Consider the following 19,669-nt stretch of genomic DNA (forward strand, 5'->3'; position numbering starts at 1 on the left):
CACACCCACACACCTAAACCGAGATTTATCGCGTGAGGGGGGGAGGGGTTTTGTGTATACGCCACCGCGGGTGTTCTGGGCTGGGCGCCGGGGGGCGCGCGCCTCCGCGGAGGCGGTCAGGTAGATCTTGGCGTCGGCGCCGGTGAGCACCACGGTGCCGATGTCGCGGCCCTCGACCACGATCCGCCCGGCCATCGCCGCGATCTCGCGCTGCAACGCGACGAGCTGCTCGCGTACCTCGGCCACCGCGGACACCGCGGAGACGGCCTTGGTGACGGCATCGCCGCGGATCTCGGCCGAGACGTCCTCACCGTCGAGCTCGATCACCTCGTGGCTCGGGTCGGTGCCGATCGACAACGGCAGCGCCGCAACGGTTTCCGCGATCGCGGCCGGATCGGTCAGGTCGACCTCGGCGCGCAGCACGCACAGCGTCGCGACCCGGTACATGGCGCCGGTGTCGAGGTAGCGGGCGGCCAGGCGGGCGGCCAGCCGGCGCGACACACTGGACTTGCCGGTGCCGGACGGGCCGTCCATGGCGACGACGAGCGTGCCCTCACCGGTCATCCGGTCACCGGCGAACTCCACCGGGAGATCCACTCCGTTCACAGCTGCACCGCCTCGTAGAGTTTGCCGATCTCGTCCCGGCCGAGCACGCGCAGCGTGCCGGGACGCTGGTCGCCCAGTGCCACCGGGCCGAGGTGGGTACGCACCAGCCGTATCACCGGGTGGCCGACCTCGTCGAGCAGCCTACGCACGATGTGCTTGCGGCCCTCGTGCAATACGAGCTTGACCAGCGAGCGACCCTCGTAGGCCTCGAGCAGCATGAACTTGTCGACCTTGGCCGGACCGTCCTCGAGCTCGACGCCCTCGCGCAGGCGCTTGCCGACCAGACGGTAGTTGACCTCGCCGTTGACGGTGGCCAGGTAGGTCTTGGGCACCTCGAACGACGGGTGCATCAGGCGGTGCGCCATCTCGCCGTCGTTGGTGAGCAGCAGCAGGCCCTCGGTGTCGGCGTCGAGGCGGCCGACATGGAACAGGCGCTGACCGGCGGCGATCCGCTCGGCGACGATGTCACCGACGCAGGGGCGGCCCAGATCGTCGGACATGGTGGACTGCCAGCCCTTGGGCTTGTTCAGCACCAGGTGCACGAGTTCGTCGCGGACGACGACGCGGGTGCCGTCGACGCGCACGACCGCGTTCTCCGGATCGACGCGCAGACCCTGCTCACGCACGATCTTGCCGTCGACCTCGACGCGACCGGCGGCGATCATGTCCTCGGCCGCGCGGCGCGAGGCCACACCGGCCTTGGCGAGCACCTTCTGCAGGCGTTCACCTTCGCCCCACGGCAGCTTCTTCGGGCCCTCGGTGTTCTCGGCGTGCTGGTGCCGCGCGGGCTTGGCGTTGTTCAGGATGGTCGGCGCGACGACCTTGCGCTGCGGCTTGGCGGACTTGGTCTTGCGGGCAGGGGCCTGCGCGGTCGCCGGGCGGGCAGTGCCGCCCGCGCGCGGCGCACCGCTGCGCTGACCTGCACCCGCACCACGGGGGTAACCGCCGCGTTCGGCGTCGTCACGCTGGTAGCCACCGGAGCCGGTGCCACGTCGGCCCGCGTCGTCGCGCTGGTAGCCACCGGAGCCGGTGCCACGTCGGCCCGCGCTGTCGCGCTGGAAGCCGCCGGCGGAGGTGCCCCGGCGACCGCCGAACTCGCTGTCACGCTGGAAACCACCCGCGGAAGTACCGCGGCGGCCTGCGGAATCACTGCTGCGCTGGAAGCCACCCGCGCTGGTGCCGCGGCGGCCGGTGGCCTCGCCGCGGGAGCCGCCCTGCCCGGTGCGCGCGGTGCCGCCGCGGGTTCCCGCGGTCCGGTTCGCGCCGCTACGGGGCTGGTCGCTGCGTTTTCTTCGGTCCGGTGTGCCATCTCGGCGAGCGGAATTATTCATCTGTCCTGTCAATCGTCGGTGCCGAGATCCATGTCGGACTCGGTCGGTTTCTTCAGCCTGGTGAACCGGGGGTCGGTCTCCATGCTCTCGCTGATCTCGTCGATCAGGTCGACGCCGGGAAGCAGCGGCGCCAGCGGTGGCAGGTCGCCCAGTGAGGCGAGCCCGATCCGTTCGAGGAACAACTCGGTGGTGCGGTACAACGTGCCGTTGGTCTCCGGGTCCTGACCCACTTCCGCGATCAGGCCCCTGGCCAGCAGTGTGCGCATCACTCCGTCGACGTTCACCCCGCGGACCGCGCTGACCCTGGTGCGGGTCACCGGCTGGCGGTAGGCGATCACCGCCAAGGTCTCCAAGGCGGCCCGGGTCAGCTTCGTCCGGGCCCCGTCGAGCAGTACGCGCTCGACGTAGGGCGCGTACTCCTGTCGAGTATAGAAGCGCCAACCGTCACCGACGAAACGCAGGTCGATGCCGCTGCCCCGCGCAGTGAGCTCCGCCGACATGGCCCGCAGCGTGGTCTCGACGCGCTCCGCGGTGTCGTCCAGGGCCGCGGCCAGCTGTTCTACCGGCGCGGGAGCGTCGACGACGAGCAGCATCGCCTCGAGCGCCGAGCGCAGTTCTGCCTCGTCGAGCGGCTCGGACGTGAACTCCGCCACTGCTTCCGTCATGCTGTGCCCTCCTGGCTGATCGGGAGCCCTCCGTGGTTACGCCGCGCTGCCGCCTCCGGGCCTGACCCGATCATCCGTAGTCCTCCTCGAACGTCAACGCTGCCGCTTCGGCATCCGGGTCGAGCTCGCCGAGCCAGCTCACGGCCAGCGGGCCGAGCGGATCGGGCTGGTCGAACGCTATCGTCTTGCCGCGGTACAGCTCCAGCAACGCCAGGAACCGGGCGACGATTTCCACCGGAACTGTGCAATCGGCCACCAGTTCGGCGAAGGTCGTCCAGCCGCCGGGCCCGCGTTCCTTGAGGCGGGCCAGCACCAGCTCGGCCTGCTCGGCGACCGAGATCGTGTGCATGTGCAGGTGCCCGAGGCCGACCTGCGGGATCGGGCGCGGCCGGAACGCCGCCGCCGCGATCTCGGCGAACGCGCTGATGTCGACGCCGAGGGTCACCTCGGGCAGCAGACCCTCGAACTGTTCCTCGAGCGCCACCGAGCGCGGGTACCGGCGCAGCGCGGCCGCTTCCAGCTCGGCCAGCAACGCGGCCACCTGTTTGAACGCCCGGTACTGCAGCAGACGGGCGAACAGCAGGTCGCGGGCGTCGAGCAGTTCCAGGTCGTCGGCGTCGGTCATCTCGCCCGACGGCAACAGCCGGGCCGCCTTGAGATCGAGCAGGGTGGCGGCGACGACGAGGAATTCGGTGGTCTGATCGAGGATCTTGTCCGCGCGCAGCTTGGTGTTCTCGGCGAGCTCGGCGGTCAGCGCCTTGGTGTAGGCGATGAACTCGTCGGTGACCTGATGCAGCGCGACCTCGGTGACATCGAGTTTGCGCGAGCTGATCAGCGTCAGCAGCAGATCGAACGGCCCCTCGAAGTTCTTCAGCCGCAGGTGGAACCCGGTGTTCTCGGCGGCGGGTGCCGCTTCTCGCTGAGCCTCTTGCACCTCGGGTGTTGCGTCGATCACCGGCCCGACCGGTGGATGACTTCGCGTGCCATGGCCCGATACGACTCGGCGCCCGCCGATTTCGGCGCCCAGGTGGTGATCGGCTCGCCGGCGACGCTGGCGTCGGGGAACCGCACGGTGCGGGAGATGGCGGTGTCGTAGACCAGGTCGCCGAACACCTCGACCACGCGCGACATCACCTGACGGGAGTGCAGCAGCCGGGCGTCGAACATGGTGACCACGATGCCGTAGAGGCTCAGGCGCGGGTTGAGCCGGTCACGCACCTTCTCGACGGTGTCGTTGAGCAGGGCCAGGCCGCGCAGCGAGAAGTACTCGCATTCCATCGGGATGATGACGCCGTCTGAGCAGGCCAGCGCGTTGACGGTGAGCAGGCCGAGCGAGGGCTGGCAGTCGATGAGGATGTAGTCGTAGCGGTCGCGCACGCCCGAGAGGGCGCGGCCGAGCGACTGCTCGCGGCCCACCTCGTTGACCAGCTGGATCTCGGCCGCGGAGAGATCGATGTTGCTGGGTAACAGGTCCATGCCGTCGACCTTGGTGGTCTGCAGGACGTCGTCGACCGTGGCCTTCCCGCCGATCAGCAGGTTGTGCACGGTGAGGTCGAGATCGTGGTGGGCGACGCCGAGACCGGCCGAGAGCGCACCCTGCGGGTCGAGGTCGACGAGCAGCACGCGGCGGCCGTATTCGGCCAGGGCCGCACCGAGATTGATGGTCGAGGTGGTCTTGCCGACCCCGCCCTTCTGGTTGCACATGGCCACCACGAGCGCGTCGCCGTGACGCTGCACCTGCGGGGGCTCGGGTACCAGTCGCAGCGGGCGCCCGGTCGGGCCCATCTCGACGGCCTCGGCGACCTCGTCCGGTCCACCGTCCCACGGTGTTTCCGCTGTCGTCACGATCCGCTGCTCCTTATACGTTTTCCTGCCGGTAACCCCTGTCGAGGGTAGCGAGGCCGATTCGGCTCGGACTCGCTTTCGTACGGTCCAGCTCTGGGTAGACGCTACCGCTCGGACCCGTGAGGTACGGCATGGCAACGCCGGGCGTGTTCGCACCATACCCGCTGGGCGTGACCGTGCAGTGGCGGTTCACGTGGCCCGCGGATGCGCCGTCGCCCAGACCTCGCGCAGCGTGCTCACCGTCACGAGCGTGTAGATCTGGGTGGTTGTCACCGAGGCGTGGCCGAGCAGTTCCTGCACGACCCGCACATCGGCGCCGCCGTCGAGCAGGTGCGTCGCGAAGGAATGCCGCAGGGTGTGCGGCGACACCGTCGCCCCGATGCCCGCCCGCTCTGCCGCGGTCTGCAGTACCTGCCAGGCGCTCTGCCGGGACAGCCTGCCGCCGCGAGCATTGAGGAAAAGGGCTCCGGCGGAGCCCTTTCCGCTCGCGGCGAGGGTGGGGCGGCCGCGGACCAGGTAGGCGTCGACCGCGGCGAGGGCGGGCCTGCCGATCGGGACGAGCCGCTGCTTGCCGCCCTTGCCGTGCAACACGACACACCGCTGCTCGGCATCGATGTCGTCGACATCGAGCCCCACCATCTCCGAGATGCGTGCCCCCGTGGAGTACAGCAGTTCCAGCAGCGCGCGGTCGCGCAGACCGCGCGGTCCACCATCGGCGCCGCCCGAATCACCGTCGCCGCCTGCGGCTTCGAGCAGCCGCAGCACCTGGTCGTAGGGCAGTGCCTTGGGCAGCCGCCGACCCGGGGCAGGCGGTTTCACGGCATGCGCCACGTCGGTGTCGGTGATCCCCTCGGCGGCGGCGAACCGATGCAGACCACGCACCGCGATCAGCGCCCGTGCCACCGATCCCGCGGCCAGCGGCGGATGATCTTCGCCGCCGGAACGCAGCACCATGGTGAACTCCGCGACATCACCCTGCGCGACCGCGCTCAGGTTCGCGACGCCGCGTGCGGTGAGGAAATTCCGGTAGCGGGCCAGGTCACGACGGTAGGCGCCGAGGGTGTTGCGCGCGGCTCCGCGCTCGACCGCCAGATGGTCGAGGTAGGCGTCGATCTCCCGCTCGAGCACGCCCGACGCCCGTCTAGTCCCCGCCGACCGCTGCGGCGGGGTCAGCTGCCGAGCCGCGGGCGGTCGCCGTGCTCACGCGTCGCTGCCAGGTGCCGCCGACCGCGCCTCGGCGGCCTTGCGACGCAGGAACGCTGTCGGCTGACCCGCCCACGGCGCGTCGGCCGGACGCAGTGGCACCCCGCTCGCCGTGGCCGCGGCGTACGCGAGCACGCCGGCGACCGCCGTCGCATTGACGATCTCCCCGGCCAGTGCCGCGCGCACCGCCTCGGCGACTGGCATCCTGACCAGCTCGAGATCGGCTTCCTCGTGCTCCGGGTCGGGCCGGTCGGTCTCGGTGAGCCCGGTCGCGAAGAACACCCGCAGCGCCTCGTCGGTGAAGCCCGGCGACAACGCGACGTCCACCAGCACCGACCACTCGGCGGCGGCCAGGCCCGTCTCCTCGGCCAGCTCGCGCTTGGCCGCGGTGAGCGGGTCCTCGCCGTCGATGTCGAGCAGCCCGGCGGGCAGTTCGAGCAGCCGGGTACCGATCGGATGCCGGTACTGGCGGATCAGGACGACATTGCCGTCGTCGTCGAGCGCCAGCACAGCGACAGCGCCGTGGTGCTCGACGACCTCGCGATCGGCGATTCGCCCGTCCGGCATCGCGACCCGATCCTGGCGCAGGGCCAGGATCGCGCCGCTGTAGAGCACCCGACTGCCGACGGTCTCGAAGTCGTGACTACCCGGCTCGCTCACGTCGCTGCGCTCCCGCTCAGAGATCCGCGGCCTGCTCCGCGAGTTCTTCCTCGTCGAAGTCTACGGGAAGGCGTTCGGCCAGTTTGTATTTCAATGCCGCGTTGATCAGCGCGGCGAACAGCGGATGCGGCCTGGTCGGACGGCTCTTGAGCTCCGGGTGCGCCTGGGTGGCGACGAAGAACGGATGCACCGATGCCGGGTACTCCACGAACTCCACCAGGTGCCCGTCGGGCGAGGTGCCCGAGAACACCAGGCCGCTCTTGGCGATGGCGTCGCGGTAGGCGTTGTTGACCTCGAACCGGTGCCGGTGCCGCTCGGAGACGTGCTCGGAGCCGTACGCCTGCGCGACGACCGAGCCCTTCTGCAGCGTGGCCGGGTAGGCGCCCAGCCGCATGGTGCCGCCCAAATCGGCTTCACCGGCGACGACGTCTTCCTGGTCGGCCATGGTCGAGATGACCGGGTTCTTGGTGTCGGGCTCGAACTCCGCCGAGTTGGCGTCGTCGATGCCGACCGAGCGCGCCGCCTCGATGACCACGCACTGCAGGCCGAGGCACAGGCCGAGCAGCGGGATGCCGCGGTGGCGGGCATAGCCGATCGCGCCGAGCTTGCCCTCGATGCCGCGGATACCGAAACCACCGGGGATCAGCACCGCGTCGACGTCACGCAGCGCCGCCTGGGCGCCCGCCTCGGTCTGGCACTCGTCCGAGGGCACCCAGCGGATGTTCACCTTCGCCCGGTGCGCGAAGCCACCGGCACGCAGCGCCTCGGTCACCGACAGGTAGGCGTCGGGCAGGTCGACGTACTTGCCGACCAGCGCCACCTCGACGGTCTCGCGCGGCGAGTGCACGCGGTCGAGCAGGTCGCCCCACACGGCCCAGTCCACATCGCGGAACGGCAGGCCGAGCTTGCGCACCACGTAGGCGTCGAGGCCTTCGCTGTGCAGCACCTTCGGGATGTCGTAGATCGACGGCGCGTCCGGCGTGGAGATGCACGCCTCCACGTCGACGTCGCACATCAGCGCGATCTTGTTCTTGAGCCCCTGCGGCACCTCGCGGTCACAGCGCAGGATCAGCGCGTCGGGCTGGATACCGATATTGCGCAGCGCGGCGACCGAGTGCTGCGTCGGCTTGGTCTTGAGCTCACCCGAGGGCGCCAGATACGGCACCAGCGACACATGCAGGAAGAACACATTGTCGCGACCGACGTCGTGGCGGATCTGACGCGCCGCCTCGAGAAACGGCTGCGACTCGATATCGCCGACGGTGCCGCCGATCTCGGTGATCACCACGTCCGGCACCTGACCCTCGAGATCGGGGCCCTGCATCGCCATGATGCGGTTCTTGATCTCGTCGGTGATGTGCGGGATCACCTGGACGGTGTCGCCCAGGTACTCGCCGCGCCGTTCCTTGGCGATGACCGTCGAATAGATCTGCCCGGTGGTCACGTTCGCGTCCTTGGACAGATCACGATCGAGGAACCGCTCGTAGTGGCCGACGTCGAGGTCGGTCTCGGCACCGTCCTCGGTGACGAACACCTCGCCGTGCTGGAAGGGGTTCATGGTGCCCGGATCGACATTCAGATACGGGTCGAGCTTCTGCATCGTCACCCGCATGCCGCGCGCGGTCAGCAACTGACCGAGGCTGGAGGCGGTGAGACCCTTACCCAAAGAGGAGGCGACGCCACCGCTCACGAAGATGTGCTTGGTGGCATTTCGAGCCTGATTCCGTGTTTGACCCACGGAACTCCAGAGTAACAGTAGCCCGCCTCTCCGCGTATTTAGCGGGTCGTTTGCGGCGGGGTGTGTTGGCAGTCGGGCCGGCGGTGATGCGGTCGGCGAGTGCTGGGCGTACCCGACGAGTTACCCATGTGCTCACGAAATCAGTCGTCTCTAAGTCCGTGACAGTGGCTGTCAGCGAGGCATGGCGACCATTGTCAGTGCGGTGGCGGTCGAGCCGGTTCCGTAGCGGCCGACGCCGCCGGAGAGTTGTTCGGTGAAGGCGAGAGCTGTTGTCACCCTGCCTATTTCGCGGTCGACATTGTCGACCGCGGTGACCGTTGCCGCCAGGGGTGCCTGGGCGCGGACGTGGGCGATGGCGGCGGTGCCTTCGGCCGCGTCTGCCCGGCCGGCGAGGACGGTGCCTGCCGCCCTGGCGCGGACCGCGCCGGTGAAGCGGGCGATAGTCGCGCCCTGTCCGGTGTCGGATGCGACACCGTTTCCGGTGACCACCACGGCGAGTTGCGCGGGTCGCACTGGAGTGTCGCCGTAGGCGAGGAAGCCGCCTCCGCGCAGGGTCTCCAGGACCAGCGAGAGTTCGGGTGCGGTGCTGCGCGGCTGGTTGGTCGCGGGGTCGAGCAGCAGGGTCAGGCCGAGCAGGTCGCCCGCCATGCTGCCCTGATCGACCGCGCCGGTCTGCAATCGCGCGCCGGCGGGGACGATATTGGTCAGCGCCGAGCGCATCCGGTCGCCCTCGCCCGCGTCGACGAACGTATCGGTCAGCGCGATCCGGCCGGTCACCGCGGCACCGGCGGTCTCGAGCGCCTTGCTCACCCCGTCGATGTCGCCGGGGTCGGCGTCGGGGGTGGTGAACACGACGACGCTGCGGTCGGCCAGAGCGCCGCCGAGAATGCGCCCCGCCGACCCGGCGATGAACTGGTCGGCGGCATCGAGCCTGCCGGTCAACTGCTCGTTCTGTGCGGTCAGCGCGTCGACCTGGCCACGCAGATCACTCTTGTCCGAACGCAGCCCGGACAGCATGTCCGAGGCCAGGGTCTGCGAGCCGAGCACCACCCCGACGGCCAGGGCCAGGAAGATCGCCGCGATCGAGATGGCATGGTGACGCAACGAGATCACAGCAGACCACGCACCCACACGACGAACCGGTTCCAGTACTCGACCGCCCAGTCCAGCACCTCGGACCCGTTGCGCGAAGCCAGGATCACCACGACGATCGCGACCAGCGCCGCCAGCACCACCAGTGCCAGCGCCGCGCCCGAGGACCGCTGCCGGTACAGCGTCGACACCGCCCTCGCGTCGACCAGTTTCGCGCCGACCTTCAACCGGGTCAGGAACGTCGCCGGATTGCTGTCCCGACGGCCACGGTCGAAGAAGTCCTCCAGCGACGCGGGCGCACCGGCCAGCACGATCAGCGACGCGCCGTGATGGTCGGCCAGCATGAGCGCCAGATCGGTCGGCGAGCCCGACGACGGGAACGTGGTCGCGCCGATGCCGAGATCCTGGATGCGCTCCAAGCCCCTCGCGTGCCCGTCGGTGTCGGCGGGCAGGATCATCTCGGCGCCGCACAACAAGGTCTCCGTGCTGATCTCGTCCGGATCGCCGACGATCAGATCGGGCGTGTACTTGAGCTTGCGCAACGTGTCGGCGCCACAGCCGACGCCGATCATTATCGGCGCGTACTCCTTGATGAACGGCTTGAGCCGCTGCAACTCCTCGAGATGCCCCGCCCCGTCGGCGATCACGACCACGTGCCGGTTGCGCAGTTCCAGCTCGATGTCGGGGACACCGATGCCGTCGATCAGCAGCGCGCTCTCGGTACGGACGAACTCGGCCGTGTTGCCCGCGAACGCGTCGAGGTGATCGGCGAGGCCGTTGCGCGCCTCGATCATCAGGTCGGCGACATCCGACTCGTCGAACTCGATGCCCGCGACCAGGACCTCGGGTTCCTTCTTGATGACCAGCTTGTCCTCGTAGACGATGCCCTCGTCGATGCGCACCTTGGTGCCGTCCTTGATCTTGCCGAAGGCGTCGGAGGCCACCGTGTCCACCAGCACGATCCCGTTGGCCACCAGCACCTCCGGGCCCAGGTTGGGATACCGGCCCGAAATGGACGGCGAGGTGTTGATCACCGCGACGACACCGGCCTCGACCAGCCGGTCCGCGACGTGGCGGTCCAGATCGGTCTCGTCGAGGACCACCACGTCCCCGGGGCTGACGCGCCGCAACAGTCGCCGGGTGTCGCGATCCACCCTGGCGATCCCGGTGACACCGGGCAGCGTTTCCGTGTTCCTCGACAACAACGCCGGCATCTTCATATGGCCGATGATGCGGGCAAACCCTCAACCTTTGGTGGAGGCGCGCCGAATTGCCGGTCGCAATCGCCGAAGCACAGCAACCTACCGGCACACCCAGTTCCCGGTCGGCTGACGGCCGACAGGAAGCTCACTACGCACCCGCGGTACCGGATTATGTTGGGAGAATGGACTTTTCCCGCGATCGTGGCACCGCGATCGGCGCGGCGTGCGTCGCGATCTACGTGACCGCGGTGACCGCGCTGGCACTCACCGGGCACACCGCGCTGCGGACCAGCGCCGACACGCACGACACGCGCCCGATCCTGTCGATCTGGTTGCCTGCCGCCGCGGGCATCGCGCTCGCCTGGGCCGTCCGGCCGCGGCGAGCCGCCACCGACCCGTTCGCCGCCGACTCCCCCGCCCGGGTCACCCGTCAGGCCTGGATGCTGGCCGCCCTGGCCGTCGCGTTCGCGATCGCGGTGCATCTGCTGCCCGGCAACGGCTGGTTCCTGCTGTTGAAGCTGGCGTTGTTCGCGATTCCACTGCTCGCCCGCTGGGCCACCGTGCGCGAATGGGCACGGGCCGACACCCGAGGGCGGTGGTTGCGGCCGCTGCCCGCCGTGCTCGCGTTCGCCGGGGTGGCGGCCTGGCTGCAACCCTGGTCAGGTGGAGCGGTTCCCGACCCGGTCGTGCTGGTCGTCGTGTTCCTGGTGAACGCGGTGATCGAGGAGGTCTTCTACCGCTTCTGGCTGCAGACCCGGCTGGAGTCACGCTACGGCCGGTGGCCGGCGATCGCGCTGACCGCCGTGCTGTGGGCGAGCTGGCACACCGCGATCCAGGGCGGACTCGGCCTGCCGCTCGACCTCGCCGCGGTGATCGCCAACCAGGGCGTCACCGGGCTGTTCCTCGGCTACCTGTGGTCACGTCACCGCAATCCGTGGCTGGTGATCGGCGTGCACGGACTGATCAACGCGCCGATCACCATGTTCGCCGCGGCACTGTTCTGAATTCTCAGGACGCCCGGAAGGTGCCGTAGCCGGGCAGGACGGTCACGCTCGAGCCGATATTTCCGCCGACGGCGACCGCATAGACCCCCGCGACGATCTGGCCCGCACCGGTGTGGACGGTGACGGGGCCGACCGGGCACTGGGCCGCATCGGTGCACGGATGGATGTAGGGCACATCGGCGAGCCGGTTACGCCCGAGCTGAGGTGGCCAGATCGGAGCCCGGGCGGCAATTACCCGTATGCTGCGGGTCACAGACATCTCGGACAGGAGACACATCATGCCCCGCAGCACCGTCGAGACGGTTTTCGACGCCCCTCGCGACATCGTCTACCGCCTCTTCACCGAGCGTGAGGCCGTCAGCCCGTACCTGCCGATCCAGGTCAAGCTGATCAAGCAGGGCGATCCGGCCACCGGCGTCGGCGCCCAGCACCTGCTCGGCTTCGGCAAGGCAGGCGTCACCGAGGAGATCACCGCGCTGGTCCCCGGCGAGCGGATGGAGTACAAGATCGTCAAGGGCGCGCCGGTCAAGCGCCACGTCGGCATCATCACCTTCGCCGACACCTCCGCCGGTGGCACCCGCGTGGTCTACACGATGGAGTCCGAGCCGTCGCTGCCCGTGCCCGCGCCGGTGCTCGAGTTCGGCCTGCGTCAGCTGACCAACCAGCTCATCGGTGGCGTGCGCAAAGCACTGAAGTAGTCTCCTCGACGTCGCCCGCATCCCGCGCGGGCGACGTCATCCGCGCGCTCAGGCCGGTGCTCGCTCCGCCCGCGCGGTTTCCAGCAGTTCCTCCGCGTGCGCGCGGCCGGTCTCGGTGTCGTCCAGACCCGCGAGCATGCGCGCCAGTTCCACCACCCGCTCGTCGTCGGTCAGCGTGCGAACTCCGCTGTCCACCTTGCCTTTTCCGTCGTCGGACTTGTTCACGACCAGGTGGGTGTCGGCGAAGGCCGCCACCTGCGGCAGGTGGGTCACCACGATGACCTGGTGCGTGCGGGCGAGCCGCGCCAGCCGCTTGCCGATCTCCACCGCCGCCCGGCCGCCGACGCCGGCATCGACCTCGTCGAACACCATGGTCGCGCCGTGATCGGACCCGGCCAGGACGACCTCGAGCGCCAGCATCACCCGCGAGAGCTCACCACCGGAGGCGCTCTTGCTCAACGGCAGCGACTGCGCACCGGAATGCGCCGAGAGCCGGAACTCCACCTCGTCGACCCCGTTCGACCCGGCATGCAGCTGCTTGCCGTCGATATCGATCGGCGCCGAATCCTGCGCGCCAGCGGGGACAGGGCGCACCTGCACCTCGAGCCGGGCCTTGCCCATCGCCAGCCCACCGAGCTCGGTGCTCACCGCCGTGGCCAGCTTGCCCGCCGCCTTCGCCCTGACGGCACTGAGTTTGCGGGCGGCCTCACGCACCTTGCCCGCCGCGGTCTCGACCTCACCCGCGAGTTTGGCCAGCGCGTCCTCGGACACGTCCAGCGAGTCCAGGCGGGCGCGTGACTCGTCGGCCCAGGCGATCACGCCGTCGATGTCGGGCGCGTATTTGCGGGTCAGCGACTTCAGCTCGGCCTGGCGGGTGAGCATCGAGTCGAGCGCGCCGGGATCCGACGGCAGCTCCGACAGATAGCCGCTGAGTTCGGTGGTCACGTCGACGACCACCGCGATCGCCTCACCCAGCCGCGGTGCGAGCGCGGTCAGCCCCGGATCGTCGGCGGAATCCAGCCGGGCCCGCGCACCACCGAGCAGGTCGAGCACGCCGCCGCCGTCGGCAGGCGTGTCGGTGGGACCCGACAGTGCCTCGTGCGCGGCGACGGCCGCCTCACGCAGCGAATCCAGGTCACTGAGCCTGCGGATCTCGGCGACGAGACGCGTGTCCTCGCCGGGTTCCGGTGCGATGCCGTCGATTTCGGCGAGCGAATGCTTGAGCCGGTCGGCCTCGAGCGCCAGCTCCCTGCTGCGCGCCGTCCGCTCGAGCAGCTCGGTGCGGGCATCGAGCCACGATCGGCGATGCACCTGATACTTGCGCAACAGTCCCGCGACGCCGTCGCCGGCGAACTGATCGAGCGCGGCGAGTTGCTGTTCCGGGCGTTGCAGGCGCAGCTGATCGTTCTGGCCGTGCACGGTCAGCAGCCGGGAGGTGAACTCACCGAGCACCGCCGCGGGCACGCCGCGACCACCGAGGTGCGCGCGCGAACGCCCATCGCTGTTGACCGTGCGCACGGCGATCACGCTGCCGTCCTCGTCGGCCTCGGCGGCGGCCGACTCGAGCACCTCGCCGACGGCCGCGCGGGCCGCTTCGTTGACATCGTCGACGACGAACCGGCCTTCGACCACGGCCTTCGCCGCGCCGAGCCGCACCCGGCCCGCGTCGGCGCGCGCGCCGCTGAGCAGGTGCAGGCTGGTGACGACCATGGTCTTGCCCGCACCGGTCTCACCGGTGAGCACGGTCAGACCCGCATGGAACTGCGCGGTCGCCGTCGAGATGACGCCTAGTCCGTCAATCCTGATCTCTGTCAGCATCGCGGCTGTTCTCCGTTCGATGTCTACCCCGCCAGCCGGTGACCGGCAGCTGGAACTTGCGCACCATCCGGTCGGCGAACGGTGCGGAATCCAGCCGCACCCACCGCACCGGTCGTTCGCCACGGACCACTTCGGCGCGGCCGCCGCGCGGCAAGGCCAGGGTGCGCCTGCCGTCTAGGAACACGATCGCGTCGTGCCCGGTCGCCACCGTCTCCACCGCGATCAGCGAATCCGGGCTGGTCACCAGCGGACGCGCGAACAAGGCATGCGCGTTGCTCGGAATGACCAGCATCGCTTCGAGTTCCGGCCACACCACCGGTCCGCCCGCCGAGAACGCGTAGGCAGTCGACCCGGTCGGCGTGGAGATGAGGATGCCGTCGCAGCCGAACGCCGAGACCGGGCGTCCGTCGACCTCGAGCACGACTTCCAGCACGCCCATGCGCTGTGCGTTCTCGATGCTGGCCTCGTTGAGCGCCCAGCCGCGTTCGACGATCGTGTCGTCGACGCGGACGGTGACGTCGATGGTCATCCGGTCTTCCACGGGATAGTCCCGGTCGACCACCTGGGCCAGCGCCTCGTCGAGATGTTCTGCCTCGGCTTCGGTGAGGAAACCGATGCGGCCCAGGTTGATTCCGAGCACCGGCACCCCGGTCGGGCGACCGAGTTCGGCCGCGCGCAAGAAGGTGCCGTCACCGCCGAGGGCGAGCACCATCTCGCAGCCCAGCGCCGCGGACGGGCTGTGCGGCACCACCCGCACCGGGTAGCCGGCGGGCTCGTCCTCGAACCGGGTGCTGTCGGCCTCGTCGGCCAGAACCCGCAGGCAGATGCCCGCTTCGGCGAAGATCTTCGCCACCCGGTGCGCGGTCTCGATGATCTCCGCGCGGCCAGGATGGGCGACGAGCAGGATCTCCCTGCCGCCGTCGTGCGTGTTCACTGCGGACCCTCCTCGACCGCACGGGCCACCAGGGCCTCCACCTGCGCGGCGTCGTACTCGAACGGACCGACCTTGCGTAGCCACAGGAAGTACTCGACATTGCCCGACGGGCCGGGCAGCGGGCTGGCCACCACACCCTGGGTCCGCAATCCGAGCGCACCCGCCGCGGCGGCGACTTCGCGCACCACTTCGGCGCGCAATGCCGGATCACGCACCACGCCACCGGAACCGACCCGTTCCTTGCCGACCTCGAACTGCGGCTTCACCATCGGCAGCAGATCCGCCCCGTCGGCGGCGCAGGCCGCGAGCGCGGGCAGCACCAGCCCCAGCGAGATGAACGACAGGTCACCGACGACGGATTCGACTGTGCCGCCGATGGTTTCGGGCGTGATGTTGCGCACGTTGGTCCGGTCGTACACCCGCACCCGGTCGTCGTTCTGCAGCCGCCAGATCAGCTGGCCGTACCCGACATCGACCGCGGCCACTTCCCGCGCGCCCCGCGACAGCAGGACATCGGTGAACCCGCCGGTCGATGCCCCCGCGTCCAGGCATCGCTTGCCCGCGACGCTGAGCCCCTGCGGCTCGAACGCCTCGAGCGCGCCGAGCAGCTTGTGCGCACCACGCGACGCCCACGACACCTCGTCGGGCTCCTCCCGCACGATCAGCGGGGTACCGGTCTCCACCGCCGTCGCCGGTTTCACCGCGACGGTTCCGGCAATCAGGACGCGCCCCGCGCTGATCAGCTCGACCGCGTGTTCTCGCGATCGCGCCAATCCGCGGCGAACCAGTTCGGCGTCCACACGCGCTCGCCTGGCCACCTCAGATCTTGTCCACTGTCGCCAGGGCGTCCACCAGCACGTCGTGCGCCTGCTCGAGGATGCGCGCACGGCGGGTGATGTCGGCACCGGCCTCGGTGTTCTCGGCCGGGCCGGTGACCGCCGGGGTCGCGGGGGGGGGGGGGGGGGGCCGCGCGACGGCGCGCGCTCACAACGTCGCGGCGGGCGGGGGGGGGCGGGGCCCGGTGCCCGCCGGGGTCGCGCCGAGTTCGGCGAGCAACGCGTCGACCTCGGCCTTGATCCGGTTCGGGTCGGCCGGTTCCGGCCGCGCCTGACCACCGGGCAGGTGACTGCCCGGCAGTGGGATCCCGGGGCGGGGTGGCTGTGGCGCGCCGGTCGGCGGTGAACTCGGAGTACTCATCGTGTCGTCAACGCTATCGGATTTCCGAATCGACTGCTCGCACCCGTACCGCCCGGCCGGGGTGCTGTCGCAACAGTTCCGCGACAGCCGCCGGCGCGACCGCTTCCGGCACGATGTCGGCGTTGAGGGCGTCGAGTGAGGTGGCGATATAGGTGGGTACCTGCGCCGGTGGCGCGATGACCACTTCCTCGAGCGTGCTGACCCCGGTCAGCACCAGCAGCGAGTCGAGCCCGAGCCCGTTGGCGCCCTCGATGTCGGTGTCGAGGCGATCGCCGACGACGAGCGCGTTGCTGGCGCCGGAGCGTTCGAGCGCGTCTTCCATCAGCGGCGCGTACGGCTTGCCCGCGACCAGCGGTTCACGATCGGAGGCGGTGCGCAGCGCGGCGACCATGGACCCGTTGCCCGGCGCGAGGCCGCGCTCGTTCGGCAGGGTGCGGTCGGTGTTGGCGGCGACCCACAGCGCACCCGCCCGCAGCGCGTACGCGGCTTCGGCGAGGTCCGGCCACGCGGTGGTCGGCGAATGCCCCTGGACCACGGCTTCGGGCGGCACGTCGCCGAACCGCCGGATCGGCACCAGGCCGACCGCTTCGATCTCGGCGGCGAGGTCGTCGGTGCCGACGACGAGCACCCGGGCTCCGGGGGCCAGCCGGTGTGCCAGCATCCCGGCGGCGGCCTGGGCGCTGGTCACCACGTCCTCAGCCGTGGCCGGATAGCCCAGCTCGGCCAGATGATCGGCGACCGGGCCCGGCCCACGGGCCGCGTTGTTGGTGACATACACCAGCCGCTGCACCGAATCACCGTCCGGAGCGAGCGCTTTCGGGGCGCCGTCGATCACCTCGGGACCGCGGTACAGCGTTCCGTCCAGGTCGAGCAGCAAAGCGTCGTATTGATCGCGTAGCCGGTTCACACACCCTCACTCCGTCGTCACTGCCGGGCCGAACACACCTGCCGACCCTAGGCGAGCCCACCGACAGTTCCGGACCGTCGAATCATGCTCGCACTCTTCATGATCGAGCATGCGGTGACAGTCCGTGCACGGTGTGCCCGGTTTCGGCGCACGGCGTCGCGCGCGTCGTCACCGCCCCGGTGATTCAGGTCACCGTTGGCCACCCCAAGCCAACGGCGTGACCCAGTACGCGGCGTCCGAGGGGTACTTTGCCGCCGAGGCCGGTGTCCCCGCCATCGTCCGGCGTTGCCACGCCATCGTCAGCGGCGCACTGATCCTGTTCCACCTGGTGAACACCACCCAGCAGGTGCCGTTGGGCCTCACCAGCCCGCTGTTCGGTGCCTTCTGATCCCGACGCAGAACGGCCGCAGGACCGGAACCGCTATCGGGTTCCCATCCTGCGGCCGTCGAGAGCTGGAGCTGCTACGCGTCGCCGGTGAGTTCCGCGGCGCGGTCCTCGGCGTCGGTTTCGCCGTCGAGGTCGGCGGCAGCGGCATTGAGGAACCACTGCAAACCGTCGTCGGTGCGTCCCGCCGCGACCAGCGCGTCGGCGTAGGCGTAGAACAGGCGCGCGGCGGCCGAACCGGTGCGCGCCGGATCCAGATCGGGCGTCTGCAGCGTCACGACGGCCTGGTCGAACTGACCCAGGTCCATCCGGGCGCCGGCAACCACGATCCGTAGCTCGGTGGCCTCGTCACCACTGAGCGCCTGTGCCTCTTCGCTGCGGCCGAGCTCGATGGCCCGTTCGGGCCGCCCGAGACCACGCTCGCAGTCCGCCATCACGGCGAGCAGCCCGGAACCACCGGACATGCGTCGCGCGGTCCGCAGCTCCGAGAGCGCCTCGGCCCACTCCTCGGCGTGGTACGCCACCACACCCGCGGTCTCGCGCACGACCGCGATGCGGCCTGCCCGCTGCCGGGCGGCCCTGGCATGCGCCAGGGCGAGGCGGGGGTCGTCTTCGAGCAGCTCGACGGCCATCACCATGTGCCGGGCGACGGTCTCGGCGTTGTTCTTGTCCAGGCTCAGCAGATCGCGGCGCACGGCCGGATCGAGGTCGGAGGCCTGAACGTCTTCCGGCAGATCCGGCTCGTCCGGACGGGCCGCGCGGCGGTCGGTGGACCGTCCGCCCGCGGTCCGGGCGCCTTCGCCGCCACGACGGCGGTCGTCGCGGTCATCGGCGCCACGGCTGCCGTAGCCGGACTCCGCCGCGCGAGCCGAGCTGTCTGCCGCGGCGTCGCGATCGCGAGCCGAGCGGCCTGCTGCGGCCTCGTGCTCGTCGGCCACCTCTTCGAAGTCCTCGTTCGCCGGCTCGGCGACTACCTCGTCCGCGGACTCGGCGCGCTCGGTGGCCGACGAGGTGTCGTCGGACTGCTCAGTGGACGCGGGTGCGATCTCATCGCTCGCTGCTGCCTCGACGTCGGCCGATTCGATGCGGGCCTGCTCGATACCGGCGGCATCGGCGTCCGATGCGGCCGCCGACGAGACGACGCCGAGGACATCGCCTTCGCGCTCACGCCGCTTCTCGCGGTACGTGCCGTCCAGCGGCGCGCCGTCCTCGCCGACGTAGCGGTTCCCACCGGAGTCGCCGCCCCGCTTGAAGCCACCGCGTCCGCGATCGTCGTCCCGGCGGAAGCCGCGGTCGCTGTCGTCGCGCCGCTGGTAGCCGCCACGATCCGAGCTCTCGCCGCGCTTGAAGCCGCCGCGATCCGAACCGCCGCGCGAACGGTCGTCGCCCTCGTTGCGGCGGAAACCGCCACGATCGCCGGAGCCGCCACGGCCCGCGTCGTCACGACGCTGGTAACCACCACGGTCACCGCTGTCACTGCGACGGAAACCACCACGGTCACCGCCACGATCGGCACCACCGCGCGAACGGTCGTCACCTTCGTTACGGCGGAAGCCGCCACGGTCACCCCCACGCGAACGGTCGTCGCCCTCACTGCGGCGGAAACCACCACGATCGCCGGCACCACCACGGCCCGCATCATCGCGCTTCTGGTAACCACCACGGTCGCCACTGTCGCCGCGGCGGAAACCACCGCGGTCACCCGAGGAGCCACGACTCGCGTCGTCGCGCTTCTGGTAACCACCACGGTCACCGCTGTCGCTGCGGCGGAAGCCGCCACGGTCACCGGAGCCACCACGGCCCGCATCATCGCGGCGCTGGTAACCGCCACGGTCGCCACTGTCACCGCGACGGAAACCGCCGCGATCGCCACCACGATCCGAACCACCGCGCGAGCGGTCGTCGCCTTCGTTCCTGCGGAAGCCTGAGCCGCCACGGGGACGGTCTTCGTTGTCGCGGCGGAAGCCGCCACGATCACCACGGTCGTACCCGCCGCGCGAACGGTCGTCGCCTTCGCGACGCTGGAATCCACCGCGATCGCCGCCACGATCCGAACCGCCGCGGGGACGGTCGTCATCGTTGCGGCGGTAGCCACCACGGTCACCGCCGCGGTCGAAACCGCCTGCGGGACGGTCGGATTCGTCACGGCGACGGAAGCCGCCGCGGTCACCGGAGGAGCCGCGGCTCGCGTCGTCGCGCTTCTGGTAACCACCACGGTCGCCACTGTCGCTGCGCCGGAAACCACCGCGGTCGTCGTCGCGCTTCTGGTAGCCACCGCGGCCTGCGTCGTCACGGCGCTGGTAGCCGCCGCGATCCGAGCCACCGCGCGAACGGTCGTCATTGTCGCGGCGGAATCCGCCACGATCGCCGGAGCCGCCGCGGCC

At 70.2% G+C, this 19,669-nt stretch carries 19 protein-coding genes and 1 pseudogene; 3 read left to right on the forward strand and 17 right to left on the reverse strand.

Annotation, left to right across the window (positions count from 1 at the left end):
• The 10 genes from cmk to steA all read right to left on the reverse strand — a co-directional run.
• Positions 1-564: (d)CMP kinase (cmk, locus tag ACFWPJ_RS05970; protein ID WP_378847764.1), on the reverse strand; the 564-nt coding region annotated here is incomplete at its 3' end.
• A gap of 38 nt (positions 565-602) precedes the next feature.
• Positions 603-1,937, reverse strand: a complete 1,335-nt coding sequence (locus ACFWPJ_RS05975) for a pseudouridine synthase (protein WP_378847719.1) — start codon at positions 1,935-1,937, stop codon at positions 603-605.
• 8 nt (positions 1,938-1,945) lie between these two features.
• Positions 1,946-2,602 carry an SMC-Scp complex subunit ScpB gene (gene scpB, locus ACFWPJ_RS05980; protein WP_378847722.1) on the reverse strand — a complete coding sequence of 219 codons (657 nt, stop codon included), beginning with the start codon at positions 2,600-2,602 and terminating at the stop codon, positions 1,946-1,948.
• Positions 2,603-2,672: 70 nt separating this feature from the next.
• A complete protein-coding gene (locus tag ACFWPJ_RS05985) occupies positions 2,673-3,557 on the reverse strand; it encodes a segregation and condensation protein A (RefSeq protein ID WP_378847725.1) in 885 nt (294 codons plus the stop codon).
• Entirely contained in the window at positions 3,554-4,387 is an 834-nt protein-coding gene (locus ACFWPJ_RS05990; RefSeq protein WP_229740260.1) for a ParA family protein, read from the reverse strand. The genes ACFWPJ_RS05985 and ACFWPJ_RS05990 overlap by 4 nt, the downstream gene beginning before the upstream one ends.
• Before the next feature lie 249 nt (positions 4,388-4,636).
• Positions 4,637-5,575, reverse strand: coding sequence for a site-specific tyrosine recombinase XerD (gene xerD / locus ACFWPJ_RS05995; RefSeq protein ID WP_378847728.1), 939 nt, complete (start codon positions 5,573-5,575; stop codon positions 4,637-4,639).
• Positions 5,576-5,647: 72 nt separating this feature from the next.
• Positions 5,648-6,310, reverse strand: a complete 663-nt coding sequence (locus tag ACFWPJ_RS06000) for an NUDIX domain-containing protein (RefSeq protein WP_378847730.1) — start codon at positions 6,308-6,310, stop codon at positions 5,648-5,650.
• Between the two features lie 16 nt (positions 6,311-6,326).
• Positions 6,327-8,048 carry a CTP synthase gene (locus ACFWPJ_RS06005; RefSeq protein WP_378847733.1) on the reverse strand — a complete coding sequence of 574 codons (1,722 nt, stop codon included), beginning with the start codon at positions 8,046-8,048 and terminating at the stop codon, positions 6,327-6,329.
• Between the two features lie 171 nt (positions 8,049-8,219).
• Positions 8,220-9,161, reverse strand: a complete 942-nt coding sequence (locus ACFWPJ_RS06010; protein ID WP_378847735.1) for a copper transporter — start codon at positions 9,159-9,161, stop codon at positions 8,220-8,222.
• Entirely contained in the window at positions 9,158-10,360 is a 1,203-nt protein-coding gene (gene steA / locus ACFWPJ_RS06015) for a putative cytokinetic ring protein SteA (RefSeq protein WP_378847738.1), read from the reverse strand. The genes ACFWPJ_RS06010 and steA overlap by 4 nt, the downstream gene beginning before the upstream one ends.
• A gap of 164 nt (positions 10,361-10,524) precedes the next feature.
• On the opposite strand from steA, the gene ACFWPJ_RS06020 reads away from it, so the two are divergent.
• Positions 10,525-11,346 carry a CPBP family intramembrane glutamic endopeptidase gene (locus tag ACFWPJ_RS06020; protein ID WP_378847741.1) on the forward strand — a complete coding sequence of 274 codons (822 nt, stop codon included), beginning with the start codon at positions 10,525-10,527 and terminating at the stop codon, positions 11,344-11,346.
• Between the two features lie 4 nt (positions 11,347-11,350).
• Here ACFWPJ_RS06020 and ACFWPJ_RS06025 read toward each other — a convergent pair whose 3' ends face one another.
• A complete protein-coding gene (locus tag ACFWPJ_RS06025) occupies positions 11,351-11,605 on the reverse strand; it encodes a hypothetical protein (protein ID WP_378847743.1) in 255 nt (84 codons plus the stop codon).
• 19 nt (positions 11,606-11,624) lie between these two features.
• On the opposite strand from ACFWPJ_RS06025, the gene ACFWPJ_RS06030 reads away from it, so the two are divergent.
• Positions 11,625-12,044 (forward strand): SRPBCC family protein, encoded by a 420-nt coding sequence (locus ACFWPJ_RS06030; RefSeq protein WP_378847746.1) that lies wholly within the window; start codon positions 11,625-11,627, stop codon positions 12,042-12,044.
• A gap of 48 nt (positions 12,045-12,092) precedes the next feature.
• On the opposite strand, the gene recN is transcribed toward ACFWPJ_RS06030, so the two are convergent.
• From recN to ACFWPJ_RS06055, 5 genes are all read right to left on the reverse strand, one after another.
• A complete protein-coding gene (gene recN, locus ACFWPJ_RS06035) occupies positions 12,093-13,862 on the reverse strand; it encodes a DNA repair protein RecN (RefSeq protein WP_378847748.1) in 1,770 nt (589 codons plus the stop codon).
• The gene (locus ACFWPJ_RS06040; protein WP_378847750.1) at positions 13,840-14,796 is read right to left on the reverse strand and encodes an NAD kinase; all 957 of its coding nucleotides are present in this window, start codon (positions 14,794-14,796) and stop codon (positions 13,840-13,842) included. Before ACFWPJ_RS06040 ends, recN begins: the two co-directional genes overlap by 23 nt.
• Complete coding sequence (locus ACFWPJ_RS06045; protein WP_378847753.1) at positions 14,793-15,614, reverse strand: TlyA family RNA methyltransferase; 822 nt, start codon at positions 15,612-15,614, stop codon at positions 14,793-14,795. The genes ACFWPJ_RS06040 and ACFWPJ_RS06045 overlap by 4 nt, the downstream gene beginning before the upstream one ends.
• A gap of 166 nt (positions 15,615-15,780) precedes the next feature.
• Positions 15,781-15,993: a hypothetical protein gene (locus ACFWPJ_RS06050; protein WP_378847756.1), complete on the reverse strand. Its 213-nt coding sequence runs from the start codon at positions 15,991-15,993 to the stop codon at positions 15,781-15,783.
• 13 nt (positions 15,994-16,006) lie between these two features.
• The gene (locus tag ACFWPJ_RS06055; protein ID WP_378847759.1) at positions 16,007-16,900 is read right to left on the reverse strand and encodes an HAD-IIA family hydrolase; all 894 of its coding nucleotides are present in this window, start codon (positions 16,898-16,900) and stop codon (positions 16,007-16,009) included.
• Positions 16,901-17,117: 217 nt separating this feature from the next.
• Here ACFWPJ_RS06055 and ACFWPJ_RS06060 point away from each other — a divergent pair, with 217 nt between their 5' ends.
• Entirely contained in the window at positions 17,118-17,288 is a 171-nt protein-coding gene (locus ACFWPJ_RS06060) for a hypothetical protein (RefSeq protein ID WP_378847761.1), read from the forward strand.
• A gap of 74 nt (positions 17,289-17,362) precedes the next feature.
• Here the strand turns inward: ACFWPJ_RS06060 and ACFWPJ_RS06065 are convergent.
• Positions 17,363-18,278: pseudogene (locus tag ACFWPJ_RS06065) on the reverse strand (hypothetical protein); the annotation flags it as partial.
• Positions 18,279-19,669: the final 1,391 nt, after the last annotated feature.

It is taken from the genome of Nocardia sp. NPDC058497 (assembly GCF_042720195.1).
Classification (GTDB): Bacteria; Actinomycetota; Actinomycetes; order Mycobacteriales; family Mycobacteriaceae; genus Nocardia.